Genomic DNA, 16,983 nt, shown 5'->3' with positions numbered 1-16,983 from the left:
CATTGATTGCGCGAGTTGGGTGCTTAAGAAAGTACAAGTTGCCAGTAGAATAGCGCCATGACTGAAACTCTACCTCCAAGCTCATTTGCCGGCTTGAGCCCGGACAGCGTGATGGACGCCCTGGACTCGCTGGGCAATCCGGATTTTCGCTGCGATGGACGCCTGCTCGCATTGAATAGTTATGAAAATCGCGTGTACCAGTTGGGAATGGAAGACGGACCGCCCCTGGTTGCCAAATTCTACCGGCCGCAACGCTGGTCCGATGCGCAGATACTGGAAGAGCACGCTTTTGTGCAGTCTCTTGTAGAGCAGGAAATACCTGTCGTACCGGCCCTGGCGGCGGCGAACGGACAGACGCTGCACAACTATCAGGGTTATCGCTTTTCCCTGTTTTCCAGGCATGGCGGCCGCGCTCCGGAACTAGATGACCCCGATACCCTGGAATGGCTGGGCAGGTTTATCGGCCGCATCCATGCTGTCGGCGCTGCACAGGCTTACCAATCCAGGCCTGCGCTGGATATATCCAGTTTTGGCCGCATCCCGCTGGATTATCTGCTGGCGCATGACTTTATTCCACCTGACCTGCTAAGTGCCTATAAAAGCACCGCCGAGATGGTGCTGGACGGCGTAGCACGCAGTTATGAACATGCCGGCGACGTGGCGATGATACGCCTGCACGGCGATTGCCATATGGGCAATGTACTGTGGACCGATGCCGGCCCGCATTTCGTGGACTTCGACGATAGCCGCATGGGGCCGGCGATCCAGGATTTGTGGATGCTGCTGTCCGGCAGCCGCGCAGAAATGACTGGGCAAATGAGCGACATCCTGTCCGGTTATGAAGATTTCATGGACTTCCATCCCCGCCAATTGCATCTGGTTGAGGCTCTGCGCAGCCTGCGCCTGCTGCATTATTCGGCATGGCTGGCGCAGCGCTGGGATGATCCTGCATTCAAGCAGGCTTTTCCCTGGTTTAACACCCAGCGCTACTGGCAGGATAGGGTACTGGAGCTGAGGGAGCAGATTGCATTGATGGACGAGCCTCCGCTGAGTCTGTATTGAGGCGCCTGATGGCCGCCAATTGAAGACAACTATTGGCGTCTCGCACACCCGTCCGTTTTTGATTGTCGACGCTATCCGTTACAATAGCGCCAATCGCAATATCCCAGCTATCCCAGTATTTCCCATCCTTTAGCAAAATCAAGCCCAAATATCATGACCCAGGACGAACTCAAGCAGGAAGTTGCACGCGCCGCCATTCAATATGTTGTAGAGAATGAAATTATTGGCGTAGGTACCGGCTCAACAGCCAATTTTTTCATCGACGAGCTTGCCAAGATGAAAGACAAGATCAAAGGCGCAGTGGCATCGTCTGAAGCGACAGCCGCGCGTTTGCGCGCGCACGGCATTGCCGTGCTGGACCTGAACGATGTGACTTCCATGCCCGTGTATATCGATGGCGCCGATGAAGTGACGCACCAGGGCGCCATGATCAAGGGTGGCGGAGCCGCATTGACGCGCGAAAAAATCGTCGCGTCGGTGGCCAGCAAATTTGTCTGTATCGCTGACGGCTCCAAGCTGGTCGATTTGCTGGGCAAGTTTCCGTTGCCGGTGGAAGTGATCCCTATGGCACACGCCGTGGTCGCGCGCAAACTGGCCGAACTCGGCGGCGAGCCTCGCCTGCGCCTGAAAGACGGCCAGCCTTTGCTGACCGATAACGGCAATGTGATTATTGATGTGCATGGGCTGCAGATTGCCGACCCTCTGGGCATGGAAGCCGCAATCAATAATATCGTCGGCGTCGTCACAGTTGGCCTGTTTGCCAAACAGGGCGCTGATATTTGCCTGCTGGGTACGCCCGAGGGCGTAAAGACGCTGAGCTTCTAAATACTGCGCTACTAAATACGGAGTCATTGCAAAGCGGCCCAATGTTTTGCCAGTGTCTAGAACAAAAAAGCCCGCTGCACATGGTGCCAGCGGGCTTTTTGTTGCTGCCGAATCTCTTACTCTGTCGGAGGCACATATCCGGTAGCGGCATCCGCGCCATCACCGAAGAAATGTTTTTCCATCTGTGTCGCCAGGTATTTGCGGGCGCGCGTATCGGCCAGATTCAAGCGGTTTTCGTTGACCAGCATAGTCTGGTGCTTCAACCAGGCAGCCCAGGCTTCCTTGGAAACGCTTTCATAGATTTTTTTACCCAACTCGCCTGGGTAAGGAGGAAAGTCCAAGCCTTCCGCTTCTTTATCCAGTTTAATGCAATGTATTGTACGTGCCATTTTACCAACTCCTAAGTCTTAGCGTTTTTACTGAGCTTGCTGAAAAACTCGCCGCGCCAGGCGATTCTGCAGCAGCTTCTGCGGTGGCGATTATAACTGTTTAATCAGCACCAGGGATTTGCGCTGCCAGTTATACATTTTTTGGCGGTCTTTCGGCAGATCGTCCACGGTGGCACTGACAAAGCCGCGCTTCAAGAACCAGTGTGCGGTGCGTGTCGTCAATACAAACATCGAATGGAAGCCCGCGCGGCGTGCACGCTTCTCCATATGCTTCAGTATACGCTCGCCGTCGCCCTGGCTTTGCACGTCCGGGTTCACCGTCAGGCAGGCCATCTCCGCCATTTTTTCTATAGGGAAAGGATACAACGCTGCGCAGCCGAAGATGACGCCATCATGCTCGATGACGGAGAAGTAGTTGATTTCCCGCTCTATCAACTCACGGCCGCGTTTGACCAGCGTACCATCTGCTTCCAAAGGCTCAATCAGCTTGATGATGCCGCCAACGTCTTCAATCGTTGCTTCGCGCAGGCTTTCCAGATTCTCATGGCTGATCATCGTGCCTACGCCATCATGTGTGAACAACTCAAGCAAGGCCGAGCCATCCATCTGGTAAGGCACGATATGCACCCGCGGCACGCCGCCGCGTGAGGCCTTGACCGCATGTTCCAGATAAAATGCCGAGTCCGCGGGCAGGTAGTTCGCTTTTAATTCTGCATCTGCCTGCGTGGACGACAATTCGCGCAACTCGTCATTGTCCCTGTCCAGCATCATCGGCGTTTCACTGATGAAAATCAATTTATCTGCCCGCAACGCGGTTGCCGCAGCGACAGCCACATCTTCCATGGTCAGATTGAAAGCTTCGCCTGTCGGTGAAAAGCCCAATGGAGACAGGAGTACCGGGCTGCCGGCGTCCAGAATGCGGTGCATCACGTCGTAAGCGACCTTGCGCGCAATCCCGGTCAACTGGAAATCAACGCCATCGACAATGCCGATAGGCTTTGCAGTAACGAAGTTGCCGGAGATGATGCGGACCGCCGCATGTGCCATAGGAGTGTTCGGCAAGCCCTGGCTGAATGCGGCCTCGATATCAAGGCGCAATTCACCGGCGGCTTCCTTTGAGCATTCCAGCGCTGCGGTGTCGGTGATCCTGATCCCGTTATGGAAACGTCCTTCGACATTTCTCAGTGCCAGTTGCTCGGCAACCTGAGGCCGTGAGCCATGCACAACCACGATCTTGATACCCAGGGCCTGCAGCAGGGACAAATCCTGCGCCAGCACCGGCAGTGCGCCTGCCATGACCAGTTCGCCGGGAAAGGCGACCACAAATGTCTTGCCGCGAAAGGCGTGGATATAAGGTGCGACCGAGCGCAGCCATTGTACGAATTGAACGGGATTTTCCATGCGGGCATTATAATCTGAGATAGCTGATTTGATTGGCGGTCGTGGCCCCACGGTGACATAAATCCCTCAAAAATAGCCGCTCTATCCGCTTGTGAAGCACGACTGGCGGTCACGCTGTAGCAAATTGACACGCAAACATGCTTAACAGCGGGCGAATTGAGGTGTGCGGACGAAAAATCTGGGATAATCCGCAGCGTTATGTCGAATACTAAAACACCCCAAAAAGCAGTGACCGATTTGCGCCAGTTGCGCGACTCACTCAGGCAAAAACAGGCAAATGCTGAGCCAGTAACGGCGCAGGCCGCTAAACCTGAAAATAAGCAGGGCATTAAGCCGAGCGGTCAACAAGTTCCCCAAAAGCAGGGCCAGCCCCGGCCCAAAGCCCAGAAAAGCGAACCAGCAGAAAACACAGCGGTAGGGCCTCTGCGGAATCCCTTGCCGCCCATCAGTTTCCCTGAAGAGCTGCCGGTATCCGGTAGACGGGCCGAAATTGCCGAAGCGCTGCAAAAAAACCAGGTCATCATCGTCTGCGGCGAAACCGGTTCCGGCAAGACCACGCAATTACCGAAGATCTGCCTGGAGCTGGGGCGAGGCCAGAAGGGCCTGATCGGCCATACCCAGCCGCGCAGGATCGCGGCCTCATCCACCGCCAAGCGGATTGCACAAGAGTTGAATTCGCCCCTGGGCGAACATGTGGGCTTCAAGGTCCGGTTTACCGATACCTTGACCAAGGGCGCTTCGGTCAAACTGATGACCGACGGTATCTTGCTGGCAGAGACTCAAACCGATCCTTTGCTGAAGCAGTACGATACGATCATCATCGATGAAGCGCATGAACGCAGCCTGAATATCGATTTCCTGCTCGGCTACCTGAAGCAAATCCTGCCAAGGCGCCGCGACCTGAAGCTGATCATTACATCAGCAACCATAGATGCCCAGAGGTTTGCCAATCACTTTGGCGAAACCATTCGTACCGCCGAAGGTGAAACAATCAAGCCGGCTCCGGTTATCGAGGTATCCGGCCGCCTGTATCCGGTGGAAGTACGCTACCGGCCAATCCAGGATACTGAAAAAGACAAAGAACGCGACCTGATGACGGCGATTACCGATGCCGTCGATGAGCTTTGCCGTATCGGCTCCGGCGATGTGCTGGTATTTTTGCCGGGTGAGCGAGAAATCCGCGATACCGCCGAGGCGCTGCGCAAGCACCATCCGCCGCACGTGGAAATTTTGCCGCTGTTTGCCCGCTTGTCAGCGCAGGAGCAGGAAAGAGTCTTCAAGGTATCCAATGCGCGCCGCATCGTGCTGGCGACCAACGTGGCGGAAACCTCGCTGACAGTACCCGGCATACGCTATGTGGTTGATGCCGGCCTGGCCAGGGTCAAGCGCTATAGCTACCGCAACAAGGTGGAACAACTGCAGATAGAAGCAGTGGCGCAATCGGCGGCCAACCAGCGTGCCGGACGTTGCGGCCGGGTTGCAGCGGGTGTCTGCATACGCTTGTATGCGGAACAGGATTTCCTGCAAAGGCCGAAATTTACCGAACCGGAGATTCTGCGCTCCTCGCTGGCGTCTGTCATCCTGCGGATGAAGACGCTGCATCTGACCGACGTGGAAAGTTTTCCTTTTATCGAGCCACCATTGGGCAGGGCGATTGCGGATGGCTACCAGTTACTGCAGGAGCTGGGCGCCGTTGACGACAATAATCGCGTTACCGTGCTTGGCCGTCAATTGGGCAAGCTGCCGCTGGACCCAAGGGTAGGGCGCATGATCCTGGCTGCCAAAGAAAGCCAGTGCCTAACCGAAATGCTGATCATTGCATCTGCCGTATCGGTGCAGGACCCGCGCGACCGGCCACTGGAAGCGCAGGCTGCGGCAGACCAGGCCCACAAGAAATTTGCCGATGAAAAGTCGGAATTCCAAAGCTATCTGAAAATCTGGAAATGGTTTGAAGACGCAATAGAGCATAAGAAGACCAATCGCCAGCTGATGGACAATTGCCGTGCCAATTTCCTGTCGCAGTTGCGGCTGCGGGAATGGCGCGACGTGCATAGCCAGTTGCTGACCATCGTCAAGGAGCAGGGCTGGCGCCTGAATGAGTTGCCGGCGACGTATGAGCAATTGCATACTGCCTTGCTGACCGGCTTGCTCGGCAATATAGGCTATAAGTCAGACGAGGAAGCGCATTATCTGGGTGCGCGCGGCATCAAGTTCTTTATCTGGCCCGGTTCCAGCCTGGCCAAGAAGGCCGGCCGCTGGATCATGGCAGCTGAGCTGGTCGATACCACACGCTTATACGGCCGTTGCATCGCGCAAGTACAACCGGAATGGCTGGAGCGGGTAGGCGGCCATTTATTGAAAAAATCCTATGGCGAACCTCGCTGGGAAAAGCGCGCCGGCCAGGTGTCGGCTTTTGAGCGCGCGACGCTGTACGGCCTGGTTGTGTATAGCCAGCGCCGCATACAGTATGGTTTGACACATCCGGCAGAGGCGCGTGAGATTTTCATCCGCGATGCTTTGGTCGCAGGAGAACTCGATACCCGTGCGCCATTCTTTGCGTTTAACCAGAAGCTGGTGCGCGAGATAGAAAACCTGGAACACAAGTCTCGCCGCGTGGACGTGCTGGTGGACGAAGAGCTGATCGCCGCTTTTTACGACAAATTGATTCCAGCGGACGTTTGCAATGCGGTCCAGTTTGAGCAATGGCATAAAGAAGCGACCGCGCAAAATCCCAAGCTGCTGTATCTGAACCGCGAAGAATTGATGCGGCATGAAGCTGCCGGCATCACTACCGACCTGTTCCCGAAAAGCATGCAGGTTTCCGGCGTGCCGCTCATGCTGAGCTACCACTTCGAGCCGGGCAGCCCACGCGATGGCGTGACCATGACGGTACCGCTGTTTTCGCTGAACCAGGTGGTGGCGGATCGCTGCGAATGGCTGGTGCCCGGCATGCTGAAGGAAAAGGTACATCTGCTGCTGAAGTCCTTGCCCCAGAAAATACGCCGGCATTGCGTGCCCCTGCCAGACTATGCCGCCGGCTTTTGCGAGCGCAATGAGTTTGGCAAGGGCAACTTCCTGGATGCGGTAATAGCCGACATCCGCGAGCAAACCGGCCTACTGACCAAAAGCACGGACTTCAAGTTCGAGACCCTGCAAGCGCATCATTTCATGAACTTCAAGGTTGTCGATGAACATGGACGGCAACTGGAAATGGGGCGCAACCTGTCTGCGCTGCGAGCCGAGTTCGGTGGCCAGGCGCGTGAAAGCTTCCAGCGTATTGCCTCGGCTGAAAAACTGAGCCTGCTGGATACTGCGGCAGGTAAATCTCAGCCTGATGCTGGCAAGCCTGCCGGCACCAAGCCGGCGGTGATCCCTGCCGCATCTGGAAAAGCGCCGCAGCAAAAGATACAGCAGGAAAACCTGACTGCCTGGACCTTTGATAGCCTGCCGGAATTGCTGGAGATTCAGCAGGGCAAGCAAACGCTGATCGGCTACCCGGCGCTGGTAGACAAGACTACGCATTGCCAGATTGAAGTATTTGACGATCCTGATGAGGCAGCACGCGTACACCGCATAGGTTTGCGCCGCCTGTTCGCCCTGCAATTGAAGGAGCAGGTGAAGTTTTTGGAGAAAAACATCCCCGGTCTGCAGCAAATGGGCATGCAGTTCATGGCCCTCGGTTCGCAGGAGGAATTGCGTGACCAGATCATCCAGGCGGCCCTGGAACGTGCCTGCCTGCAAGAACCTTTGCCAAAGAATTCCGGCGAGTTCAATATCCGGCGGGAAGAGGGCAAGTCGCGCCTCAACCTGCTGGCCAATGAAATTGCGAGGCTGGCTGCGTTGATACTGGGTGAATATCATGGCTTGCCCAAGAAACTGCAAGGCTTGAAAGCACATGCGCAGGCCGCGGGCGATATGCAGGCGCAATTGCAGGCCTTGGTCGGCAAGCGTTTTATCGCGGAGAACGACTTCACGCAGCTATCGCATTTTCCGCGCTACCTGAAGGCAATGACCGTGCGTATGGATAAGCTGCGAGCCGATCCCGCACGCGATGCCAAGCTGATGGCGGAGTGGCTGTCTGTTGCGCAGCCATGGCATCGCGTGCCGAAAAAGGGCGAGCAGAATGCCGATCCCAAAATGCTGGAGTTTCGCTGGTTGCTGGAAGAGCTGAGGGTGTCCCTGTTTGCGCAGGAACTGCGCACGCCTATGCCGGTGTCGGTGAAACGGCTGCAGAAGGTATGGGAATCGATGCAGCGTTAATTATTGCTGCAATAAAAAAAGCCCCGCTCAGTCAAGGAGCGGGGCTTTTTACTTAGAAGCTGCTGCGAAATTAGGCTGGCTAGGCGCGACGACGAAGACAGTACGGGTAGTACGGCGAGGAGGAGTAACAACGCCAGCGTAATTTCGCAACAGCTTCTTGGAACTGCTTATTTACGCTTTGCCTGAATTGCTTCGATCTGGTCCATAATCTTGTTCATGCGCGCGAATATCGCCTGATAAGGTGCTGGGGTCGCCATATCGACGCCGGCTGCCTTGACCAGTTCATACGGATAAACAGAACCGCCTGATTTCAGGATATTCAGGTACTTGTCCTTGGCGCCCGGTACACCCTTCAAAATCTCATCCGCAAACATGGAGCCGGCAGCGATGGAAGTCGCATACTGGAACACATAGAAGCGGTTGTAGAAGTGAGGAATATACGCCCACTCAATCGCATACAGGTCGTCGATCTTGACTACGCCTTCCTTGTCGCCGTGGTAGCTTTTCAGGATGTCGCCGTAGATTTTGGTGATGGCATCGCCAGTCAGCGATTCACCTTTGTCCACGCGTGAATGCACTTCGCGCTCGAAATCGGCAAACATCGCCTGGCGGAAGAAGGTGCCACGCAGATTTTCCAATGCCGAGCCCAGATACAGCAGGCGCTCGTCATCGGTCTTGGCGATCTTCAGCATATGATCCAGCAGAAACACCTCATTCGTCGTCGATGCTATCTCTGCAGTGAAGATAGGGTAATCGGCAGTAATGAAAGGCTGATTCTTGTTTGCCAGGTAGGAATGCATTGCATGACCCCACTCGTGCGCCTCAGTCGATACCGACTCATAGTCGTCATTGTGGTTCAGCAGCAGGTAAGGGTGCACATCGTAGGCGATACCGTTCATGTAGGCGCCGGAACGCTTTTTAGGACGTGGATAAACGTCCATCCAGCGCTGGGTAACGGCCTTGGTCATTGCCTGCACATAGTCGTCGCCCAAAGGCTTGACCGATGCCAGCATCAGTTGCGTACTTTCAGCGATAGGATATTTCAGGTCGCTATGCACCAGCGGAGGATAGATGTCGTAGTAACGCATCTCCTTCACACCCAGCATGCTGGCGCGCAGTTTGAAGTAGCGGTGCAAGGTAGGCAGGTTGGCGCGCGTTTGCGTTACCAGCATGTTATACACGCCGACCGGCAGTTTGTTGGCATCCAGCGCCTGCGTCAGGGAATCAGGATAGTTGCGCACCTTTGCGTAAACGGAATCCTTTTTCAGCATTTCATAGAAAGTCACGCCGTAAGTGCGTTCGAACTCTTTCCATTTGCCCCAGAATGCGTCGAATACCAGCTTGCGGTCTTCACGGTTATTTGAAGAACGGTACTTGGTGTAGGCAGCCTGGTCGATGACGACTTCCTTGCCGTCAGACAGCTTGACCTTGGGCCATGGCATGTCGGAACTGGACAGCGTGGAATAGACGGTTTGTCCGGTATTGGTGGCCATGCCAAAGGTAGCAACCAGTTGCTCGCCTTTTTTATCCAGCGTGTGTGAAGCACCACGCAGGATGTCATCCATAGGATGCGCATAGATGGAAAGGGATTTATCCTGCGCCAGATAGGACTTGACCTTGGCCGCGCCCATCGTCAGCACTTCCGGCCGCATGAAGGAACTGGCTTCCTCTACTTTGCTGCCGAGGATTTCCGCGCGCTGGTTCAGGTCCAGGCCTGGCGTGCCGCCGGTGTCCTGGTCATGGAATTGCGATGCATAACTGGCCAGACGGGCGTAACGTTTCAGCAGGTCCGCGTTCAGGTCCAGGCAAGCCTTGAAACGCTTGACTGATTCACCGAGGTGGCCGCTGCAGCCGGAAATTTCTTTCAGCTGGGCTTCCAGCTTGGCTGCGTCCTTGTCCCAGTCGGCGCTGGTCGCGTACAGGTCTTGCAAATTCCATTTATCGGCTTCTGTCTCCGCGAAGGCCGGCAATGAGGGTAGCGCAATGGCTACAGAGAATAGACTGGAAATGAGATACTTATGCATGGCATCTTTTCTGTTCTGGAAGTTGATCGGAATCACAATCACCTCATGCCTGCAACATATTATTTATGCAATTACTTATACTGTATATATTGCAAGGCTGGGAAGAGGCTGTAACTTCGGCAGTATTGTGAGCTAAAAGTTCACAAGTTTGAATAAGTCTTGAAAAAAAATTTTCTTTTTCAATTCGGCAACAATGCGCCAACAGCGTTTCCAGCAGAAAAACCTATACGACAGGGATAAAACGCATCTTGAAATTGCGTCCCTTGATGTTGCCCTGGCTGAGCTTGTCGTAGGCTCGCTGGGCAATCTTGCTGTCCAGCGCCACATAGGTCATGAATTCAAAAACATTGATCTTTCCGACCTGCTCCTTGCTCAAGCCCACGTCGCCCGTCAAGGCGCCCAGCAGATCGCCGGGCCGCAGCTTGTCCTTTTTGCCGCCCATGATGCACAGGGTCACCATCGGCGCCTGTAAGGCAGCGCCTGCGGCAGGCTCCAGGTCTGCCAGATTGGACCAGAGTACCGGACCTTGCTGGTAGTCTTCAATCAGCTTGACCCATTTCTTTTCGCTGGGAGACGCCAGGCTTAGTGCCAGACCTTTTTCACCGGCGCGGCCAGTACGGCCGACTCGGTGGATGTGCACTTCGGTATCCTTGGATACATCCACATTAATCACTGCGCCCAGCGTCTGGATATCCAGGCCCCGCGCGGCGACGTCGGTTGCGACCAGCACCGAGCAGCTCTGGTTGGAGAACAGTACCAGGATCTCATCGCGCTCACGCTGCTCCAGGTCGCCATACAAGGCCAATGCGCTGAAGCCTTGCTGCCGCAACTCGTCCGCCAGCTCCTGGCAATGGATCTTGGTATTGCAAAAGGCCAGCGTGGATACCGGGCGGTAATGGTTCAGCAACTGCGCTACCGCCGCGTTGCGGGTTTCAGGGGTGACGGAATAAAAACGCTGCTCTATGCGGCTGGCATCGTGCTGTGCCTCGACTTTTACTTCGACAGGATCTCGCAGGAATTGCTCACTGGCACGGCGGATGTCGTCGGCGTAAGTGGCGGAAAACAGCAGGGTCTGGCGACGTGGCGAACAGGCGCTGACGATAGAGTGGATGTCATCGTAAAAACCCATGTCTACCATGCGATCAGCTTCATCCAGCACCAGGGTCTGTACCGCATTGAGCTTGATCGTGCCGCGGCTGATATGGTCTATCAGGCGGCCAGGGGTTCCGACGACAATATGCGCACCATGTTCCAGCGACGCAATCTGCGGCCGCATCGGCGCGCCGCCGCACAGCGTCAGTATCTTGATGTTGCCGGCAAAGCGCGCCAGCCGGCGCAGCTCATTGGATACCTGGTCTGCCAGTTCACGCGTCGGGCAGATCACCAGGCCTTGCACGGCAAAATAGGTCGGATTCAGCTTTGCCAGGATACCGATGCCAAAGGCGGCAGTCTTGCCGCTGCCGGTCTTGGCTTGCGCGATCAAGTCCTGCTGCTGCAAGATGATTGGCAGGCTCTGCGCCTGTATCGGCGTCATTTCCTTGTATCCCAGGCTATCCAGATTGCTGAGGAAGGCCGGCGACAGTGCGAGAGTGGAGAAAGAAGTTGAATTGTCCATGATAGTGTCGCCAGCCTGGTGGGCAGAGTGTGATTAGGGCTAGGGGCCTCCGGCAATGCGGACGGCTCCGGTTCCAGCAATGGTATTGCAAAGATGCCTGGATTGGTACAATTTGTACAGTTGATACAGCTTAGTTTTTTGCCCAGACAGGCAGGCCGGTCAGGTCAATATTCTCGTCATTCGTCCATAACGGCAGGCCACTATTGTCCGTGGGCTCCAGCAGTTCCAATTGTTCCTGCGCTTCCATCGTATTTTTGCGGGGAGCATGCGCACGCTTATTGTTCATGGAAGTATTGAATTCTGGCTCCATGCCGGGCAATTCCAGGGTTTTGCTATCTTGTATATCTCGCATTTCAGGCACATAAGGCAATTTAGGTCTCACTGTTTACACGAACCCGTATAAAACAGTGGCCAGAGATAAGGCAATTGTGCAGCGGATAGAATGACGCAGGATAAAGCAGTGCCGTCTATTATTGACTCAGCAGCCCAATATATCCAGGCTGCTGATGTGCCGTTAAGGCTTGTTTGGTTGCGGGGGCAGGATTTGAACCTACGACCTTCGGGTTATGAGCCCGACGAGCTGCCAGACTGCTCCACCCCGCGTCTGAAGGGGCGAATTATATAGAGCTATCTACGTAGCGACAACATATATTTGTAAATAATTTTCAAATGACTTTGCAGCGGAAGTTTTTCTGCCGATTTCTGCGCATTTCCGGTGGCTACGGAGTAAATGCTATAGTGGCGCTTATCTCACTTGCATTCATATCGCGCCATGAAGAACCATCTGGTAGTTGCGGTCGCCTATGACCAGTTATGCACATTTGAATTCGGTTGTACGGTGGAGCTGTTTGCTTTGCAGCGCGCAGAGCTGGATATGGAATGGTATCGTTTTGCCGTCTGTGCGGCGGAGCCCGGCAAGATCAGGGCGGCCGGAGGTATCACGGTGGAGGCGCCATATACCTTGAAACTGCTAGACAAGGCCGACACCATTATTATCCCCGGCTGGCGCGATGCGGACGAACAACCACCTGAAGCCTTGCTGAAAAAACTTCGCGCTGCCTACCAGCGTGGTGCACGCATTTGCAGCATCTGTTCGGGAGTTTTTGTATTGGCTGCCGCAGGCATATTGGAGGGCAAGACCGTGACCACGCACTGGCGCTATGCCGACAAGCTCGCCAGGCGCTATCCGGGACTGGAAATCAAACCGGATGCGCTGTATGTAGATCAGGGGCAGATCATTACTTCTGCAGGCTCGGCGGCCGGCCTGGACATGCTGCTGCATCTGGTGCGCAAGGATCATGGCGTGAAAGTCGCCAATCTGGTGGCGCAAAGACTGGTGATTCCTCCGCATAGGGAGGGCGGGCAGGCGCAGTTTGTGCCAAGGCCCGTGGCGTCGGACGAGGAGGGCCGACTGGCAAAACTGATGGACGCCGTCCGGGCTCAGCCAGCCTTGCCGCATACTTTGCAGTCGCTGGCCAGCCAGGCTGCGATGAGTCCGCGGACTTTGCAGCGCCAGTTTCAGCTTGCCACTGGCCTTGGCCCTTATGAATGGCTGATACGGGAGCGTGTCGCAATCGCCAGGGAATTACTGGAATCTCCGGCGACACCCCTGCAACAGGTGGCAGAATTGTCCGGCTTCGGATCGGAAGAATCCTTGCGCCGGCATTTCAGGCGCATCGTCAAGACCAGCCCCAGTGCATATCGCCTTCAGTTTACCGGTACGTCGGCAGAGCGGGCGCCGCAGGGATAGTCGGCGAGCCAGTTAGTGCGAAGACCGTAGGCAAGCCCGGCCTTCGCTGGACGGACTCACGGTGCCGCTGGCACCACGATTTCAATCAGGCCGGTATCGACATCATAGACCATGCCCGTAATCTCAAGCTCGTCCGAGAAGTCCGGGTTGGCCTTCAGCGCTGCGACATCGATGGCAACAGATGCATACGGATCTGTGATGGCCAGCGCATCCAGTGCTTCGCCTTGGGCCACGCCCATATGCTCTGCCAGCAAAGCCGGTGCGTGGTGATAGCAGCCCGCGATGCCGCACTTGGTATGATGCAAAACGATGAAGTTCCAGCCGCTGCCTATGGCCTCGCCGCCGGCTTTCGACACCGTGCGCAAGATGGCCATCGTTTCCAGTAGTGCCGGATTGACGCGTCCACCCACGTTGCGAATGATGGCCGCTTCGCCGGGCTCCAGTTTCAGTACGTCCATAGGATCAACGCGAGGATCGACACAGCCCAGTATCAGGGTGCGGCGCGACGGCAATATCTTCATTCCGGCAGAAAAGGTAGTGGCCGCGAAATCGGCATTGCGCTGAGCAAGGCTAGCTATGAAATCCATGATTCCCCCCCCCTCTATCAGATCAGGTTTGCACTGCGCTGTGGCAGGCGAGTGGCCATTTTGGCTTGCAGGCCTTTGGGGTCGGCAAGAAAAGCCTCGTAGATCGCCTTCGTTTGCGCGCCGGCTGCCACCTCGTCGCTGATTCCGTTCTGAATGGCGTCAAGTGCGTCGGCCACCAATTCCTGCGGTGTCATGCGCGGTTCGGGCAGGCTGGCGCCCATGGCTGTCTCGGTTTGCACCGCCAGCACACCGACAAGCTGCGTGCCTTGCGCTGCCAGTTCAGCCCGCAAGCTGCGGGTTAGCGACAACGCTGCGGCTTTGGAAGCGGAATAGGTCGCCGCCATGGGCAGGCTTACCAGCGAGAGCATGGACAACATATGCACAATGGCTCCGCCGTTCTTTGCCAGGATGGGTGCAAAGGCCCGCGCCAGGGCCAGGGGGGCGAAATAGTTGACTTCCATTTCGCGGTGTGCGGCATCCATATCCGGCGCGGAGATGGCACCGTCGAATGCGGCATAGCCGGCATTGCTGATCAGCAGGTTGACATCGGACGCCACAGCGGCGGCAGCAGCCACCTGGTAAGGATCTGTGACGTCGAGCGGTAGCGGCACCAGGCGAGGGCCGCCTTCCTTGAGCAGTTCTCTGAGCGAGGCAGTGTCGCGTGCAGCGACGTAGATTTTTGCCGCACCGCGCGCCAGCAATTCGCTGACGTAGGCGCGACCTATGCCGCGATTGGCGCCGGTGACCAGGACGATGGAGTTTTCGATATTCATGATGGATGTTCTTTCCTTGAGGTTGACAGACTGGAGATCGGTAGTAGGCGTTATGCCGTGAAACTGAATCCAGTATTGTTCAATTCGGGAAAGCGCGGTAGCCGCTGGTTTGGGCTAACACTTATCCTGGTGCAGCATGAATGGCGTCTAGCCCTGGCCCTTGGCGAATTCCGCTTCAATAAATTCAACGAAGGTGCGTGCAGCCATGCGTGTGGCGCGGCCCATGGGGAAATAAGCATGCACGGGCAAATCCACCATTTTCCAGTCCGGCAACAACTGCACCAGCGCACCGCTGCCCATATCCGTACGGCATGCCCAGGATGTGGTAGAGATGATACCGAGTCCTGCCACTGCGGCGGCAAGTGCGCCGGCCGTGTCGTTGACCGACATTTGAGGACGCAGGTCGATGGACTCCTGCTTGCCTTCCCGTTCGAATTGCCAGGAGGTCGCATGCGCGCCCGCCGGGCCGCCGACAATGCGGTGTCGCAGGATGTCTTCGGGACAGAGCGGCGTTCCATGGCGTTCCAGATAGCCTGGCGAGGCTGCGACCACGCGCTGCATGATTCCGATAAGGCGGGCGGTGCCCGACATATCGGGCAGGGGGCCGACGCGGACGCCGACATCCACCGCCTCCCGTATCATGTCCTGGCGTTTATCATCCAGCATGACTTCCATCTGCAGGTTGGGGTGGCGTTCCGTGAATGCCGCCATGCGCGGCAGCACCACGCGTATGGCCAGCGTAGACGGCATGGCGATGCGCAGCGTACCTCGCAGTTCACCGGTTTCACGTATGCTGTTTTCCGCGTCTTCAAGACTGGCCAGGATGGATTCTATGCGGGAAAGGAATTCCATTCCTGCTTCGGTCGGAACGACGGCGCGGGTGGTGCGGGCGAGCAGGCGCGCGCCGAGGCTGGCTTCAAGCTCAGCGATCATGCGTGACACTTGCGATTGAGCAAGGCCACATTCGCGGGCTGCGGCTGAAAAGCTGCCTAGCCGCGCCACGCGAGAGTAGAGCTTATAGGTCTGAACGTCCGTCATTTTCGCTCCTGGGGCGCCGATTGATGCTGCCGGAGTATGAATCCTAGCACGCTTTGCATGGCGCCCCGGGGCGGGAACTTAAACCGCCGTCGCGTTCAATACGGCGATGTTGGCTTGAGCGAACTCACCCACGGTCATCGAAGCCTTGCCGGTAATAACTTCAATGTTGTTGTCTGCGCCTGACATGCGGCCGACGTGGTAGTCCGCCATCGCGCCGCGCAAGTGCTGCACAATATAAGGCGGCACGCCCACCGCTTCAATCGACGTGCAGTACTCGTCTATCGGCAAGTCCTGATGGACAATCTTGCGGCCCAGGGCTGTGCTGAGTTCGGCAGCCATCTGCTCATGGTTCATCTCGACAGGGCCTGACAAGTTGATTGTCTTGCCGATGTGGGCCTCCGGATTTTTCAGGATGGCGGCAATGGCGCGGCCCTGGTCTGCACTTGCGATAGGCGAGTGACGCCCCTTGCCGGTGGGCATGCGCAATATGCCTTGCTGCAGGAAGGGCAATTGCCATGGGTACATCAGCCACTCCAGAAAGTAAGTCGGGCGCAGATGGATCACTGGCACACCAGACCAGTTGAAGACTTCCTCAGCAAGAAAGGTGTCTCGGCAGGAGTCGCTGGCGGATTCGCGGTTGGCTGAGCGTTGCGACAGGTTAAGCACCGCTTTCACCCCGTTTTCCCTAGCCGCCTGTGCAAAGTAGGCTGCAGCCTGGATCAGGCCGGGGGCAACTGGATAGACGAAATAGGCGGCATCTACCTCTTTCATTGCGGCGCTGATGGAGTTCAGGTCAAGAATGTCTCCCACCACCACTTCGGCGCCCATGCTGGCCAGAGCATCGGAGCGTGCGTCGAGTTTGCGCACAAGGGCGCGCACCTGCAGGCCCAGGGTCAGGGATTCCTTGACAGCAGAACGGCCAGTGTCGCCAGTGGCGCCGGAGATCAGTACTTTGGTAATCATGATAATTCCTTTAATAAAAAGAGAGGGATTTGGTACCGCGGTTCAGGCGGCGTTGATATCGCATTGGGCTACCGTATGGCATGCTGGAATGCACGTTGGCGGTGAAGCTGGGATTCAGTATCGGGCTTTGGCTGATAGGCCGGTAGCCGTCATTTTCGGCTTTCACTTATCTTGATCAAGCATAAATGGGCTGTGTTGCGGGCTGTATTACGGGCAGTGTTGCCGATAACACCGGCATGCCGGCGGTTTTGACGAGCAGCTAGCTGAGAGGCTTTGCTGCACAAGGGTTCATGCAA

Annotated in this window: 13 protein-coding genes and 1 tRNA gene; 4 read left to right on the top strand and 10 right to left on the bottom strand. The window is 56.3% G+C overall.

Annotated elements, in window-relative coordinates; all coding sequences use genetic code 11:
- Nucleotides 1-57: 57 nt before the first annotated feature.
- The gene (locus IEW12_RS01340) at nucleotides 58-1,062 is read left to right on the top strand and encodes a serine/threonine protein kinase (RefSeq protein ID WP_188564201.1); all 1,005 of its coding nucleotides are present in this window, start codon (nucleotides 58-60) and stop codon (nucleotides 1,060-1,062) included.
- A gap of 153 nt (nucleotides 1,063-1,215) precedes the next feature.
- Nucleotides 1,216-1,887 carry a ribose-5-phosphate isomerase RpiA gene (gene rpiA, locus IEW12_RS01335; RefSeq protein ID WP_188564200.1) on the top strand — a complete coding sequence of 224 codons (672 nt, stop codon included), beginning with the start codon at nucleotides 1,216-1,218 and terminating at the stop codon, nucleotides 1,885-1,887.
- A 116-nt stretch (nucleotides 1,888-2,003) separates the two neighbouring features.
- On the opposite strand, the gene IEW12_RS01330 is transcribed toward rpiA, so the two are convergent.
- Together IEW12_RS01330 and argA are read right to left on the bottom strand one after the other, a co-directional pair.
- On the bottom strand, nucleotides 2,004-2,276 hold the full coding sequence (locus IEW12_RS01330) for an oxidative damage protection protein (RefSeq protein ID WP_188564199.1): 273 nt from the start codon (nucleotides 2,274-2,276) through the stop codon (nucleotides 2,004-2,006).
- Nucleotides 2,277-2,366: 90 nt separating this feature from the next.
- Complete coding sequence (gene argA, locus IEW12_RS01325) at nucleotides 2,367-3,677, bottom strand: amino-acid N-acetyltransferase (protein ID WP_188564198.1); 1,311 nt, start codon at nucleotides 3,675-3,677, stop codon at nucleotides 2,367-2,369.
- A gap of 198 nt (nucleotides 3,678-3,875) precedes the next feature.
- Between argA and hrpA the strand changes: the two genes are divergently transcribed.
- Nucleotides 3,876-7,937 (top strand): ATP-dependent RNA helicase HrpA, encoded by a 4,062-nt coding sequence (gene hrpA / locus IEW12_RS01320; protein ID WP_188564197.1) that lies wholly within the window; start codon nucleotides 3,876-3,878, stop codon nucleotides 7,935-7,937.
- A 167-nt stretch (nucleotides 7,938-8,104) separates the two neighbouring features.
- Here hrpA and pepF read toward each other — a convergent pair whose 3' ends face one another.
- From pepF to IEW12_RS01300, 4 genes are all read right to left on the bottom strand, one after another.
- A complete protein-coding gene (gene pepF, locus IEW12_RS01315; RefSeq protein ID WP_188564196.1) occupies nucleotides 8,105-9,961 on the bottom strand; it encodes an oligoendopeptidase F in 1,857 nt (618 codons plus the stop codon).
- A 223-nt stretch (nucleotides 9,962-10,184) separates the two neighbouring features.
- Nucleotides 10,185-11,576: an ATP-dependent RNA helicase DbpA gene (dbpA, locus tag IEW12_RS01310; protein ID WP_188564195.1), complete on the bottom strand. Its 1,392-nt coding sequence runs from the start codon at nucleotides 11,574-11,576 to the stop codon at nucleotides 10,185-10,187.
- A gap of 130 nt (nucleotides 11,577-11,706) precedes the next feature.
- A complete protein-coding gene (locus IEW12_RS01305; protein WP_188564194.1) occupies nucleotides 11,707-11,928 on the bottom strand; it encodes a hypothetical protein in 222 nt (73 codons plus the stop codon).
- A 174-nt stretch (nucleotides 11,929-12,102) separates the two neighbouring features.
- A tRNA-Met gene (locus IEW12_RS01300) sits at nucleotides 12,103-12,179 on the bottom strand.
- A 169-nt stretch (nucleotides 12,180-12,348) separates the two neighbouring features.
- On the opposite strand from IEW12_RS01300, the gene ftrA reads away from it, so the two are divergent.
- Nucleotides 12,349-13,326: a transcriptional regulator FtrA gene (ftrA, locus tag IEW12_RS01295; protein WP_188564193.1), complete on the top strand. Its 978-nt coding sequence runs from the start codon at nucleotides 12,349-12,351 to the stop codon at nucleotides 13,324-13,326.
- Nucleotides 13,327-13,382: 56 nt separating this feature from the next.
- Here ftrA and IEW12_RS01290 read toward each other — a convergent pair whose 3' ends face one another.
- The 4 genes from IEW12_RS01290 to IEW12_RS01275 all read right to left on the bottom strand — a co-directional run bounded on the left by IEW12_RS01290 (nucleotide 13,383) and on the right by IEW12_RS01275 (nucleotide 16,687).
- Nucleotides 13,383-13,913 carry a carbonic anhydrase gene (locus IEW12_RS01290; protein WP_188564192.1) on the bottom strand — a complete coding sequence of 177 codons (531 nt, stop codon included), beginning with the start codon at nucleotides 13,911-13,913 and terminating at the stop codon, nucleotides 13,383-13,385.
- 17 nt (nucleotides 13,914-13,930) lie between these two features.
- The gene (locus IEW12_RS01285; protein ID WP_188564191.1) at nucleotides 13,931-14,686 is read right to left on the bottom strand and encodes an SDR family NAD(P)-dependent oxidoreductase; all 756 of its coding nucleotides are present in this window, start codon (nucleotides 14,684-14,686) and stop codon (nucleotides 13,931-13,933) included.
- 147 nt (nucleotides 14,687-14,833) lie between these two features.
- Complete coding sequence (locus IEW12_RS01280; RefSeq protein ID WP_188564190.1) at nucleotides 14,834-15,724, bottom strand: LysR family transcriptional regulator; 891 nt, start codon at nucleotides 15,722-15,724, stop codon at nucleotides 14,834-14,836.
- A 78-nt stretch (nucleotides 15,725-15,802) separates the two neighbouring features.
- Nucleotides 15,803-16,687, bottom strand: a complete 885-nt coding sequence (locus IEW12_RS01275) for an NmrA family NAD(P)-binding protein (protein WP_188564189.1) — start codon at nucleotides 16,685-16,687, stop codon at nucleotides 15,803-15,805.
- Between the last annotated feature and the right edge of the window lie 296 nt (nucleotides 16,688-16,983).

This window comes from Parundibacterium terreum, assembly GCF_014636315.1.
Taxonomy (GTDB): domain Bacteria; phylum Pseudomonadota; class Gammaproteobacteria; order Burkholderiales; family Burkholderiaceae_D; genus Undibacterium; species Undibacterium terreum.
This window is presented reverse-complemented; position numbering and strand designations above follow the sequence as displayed.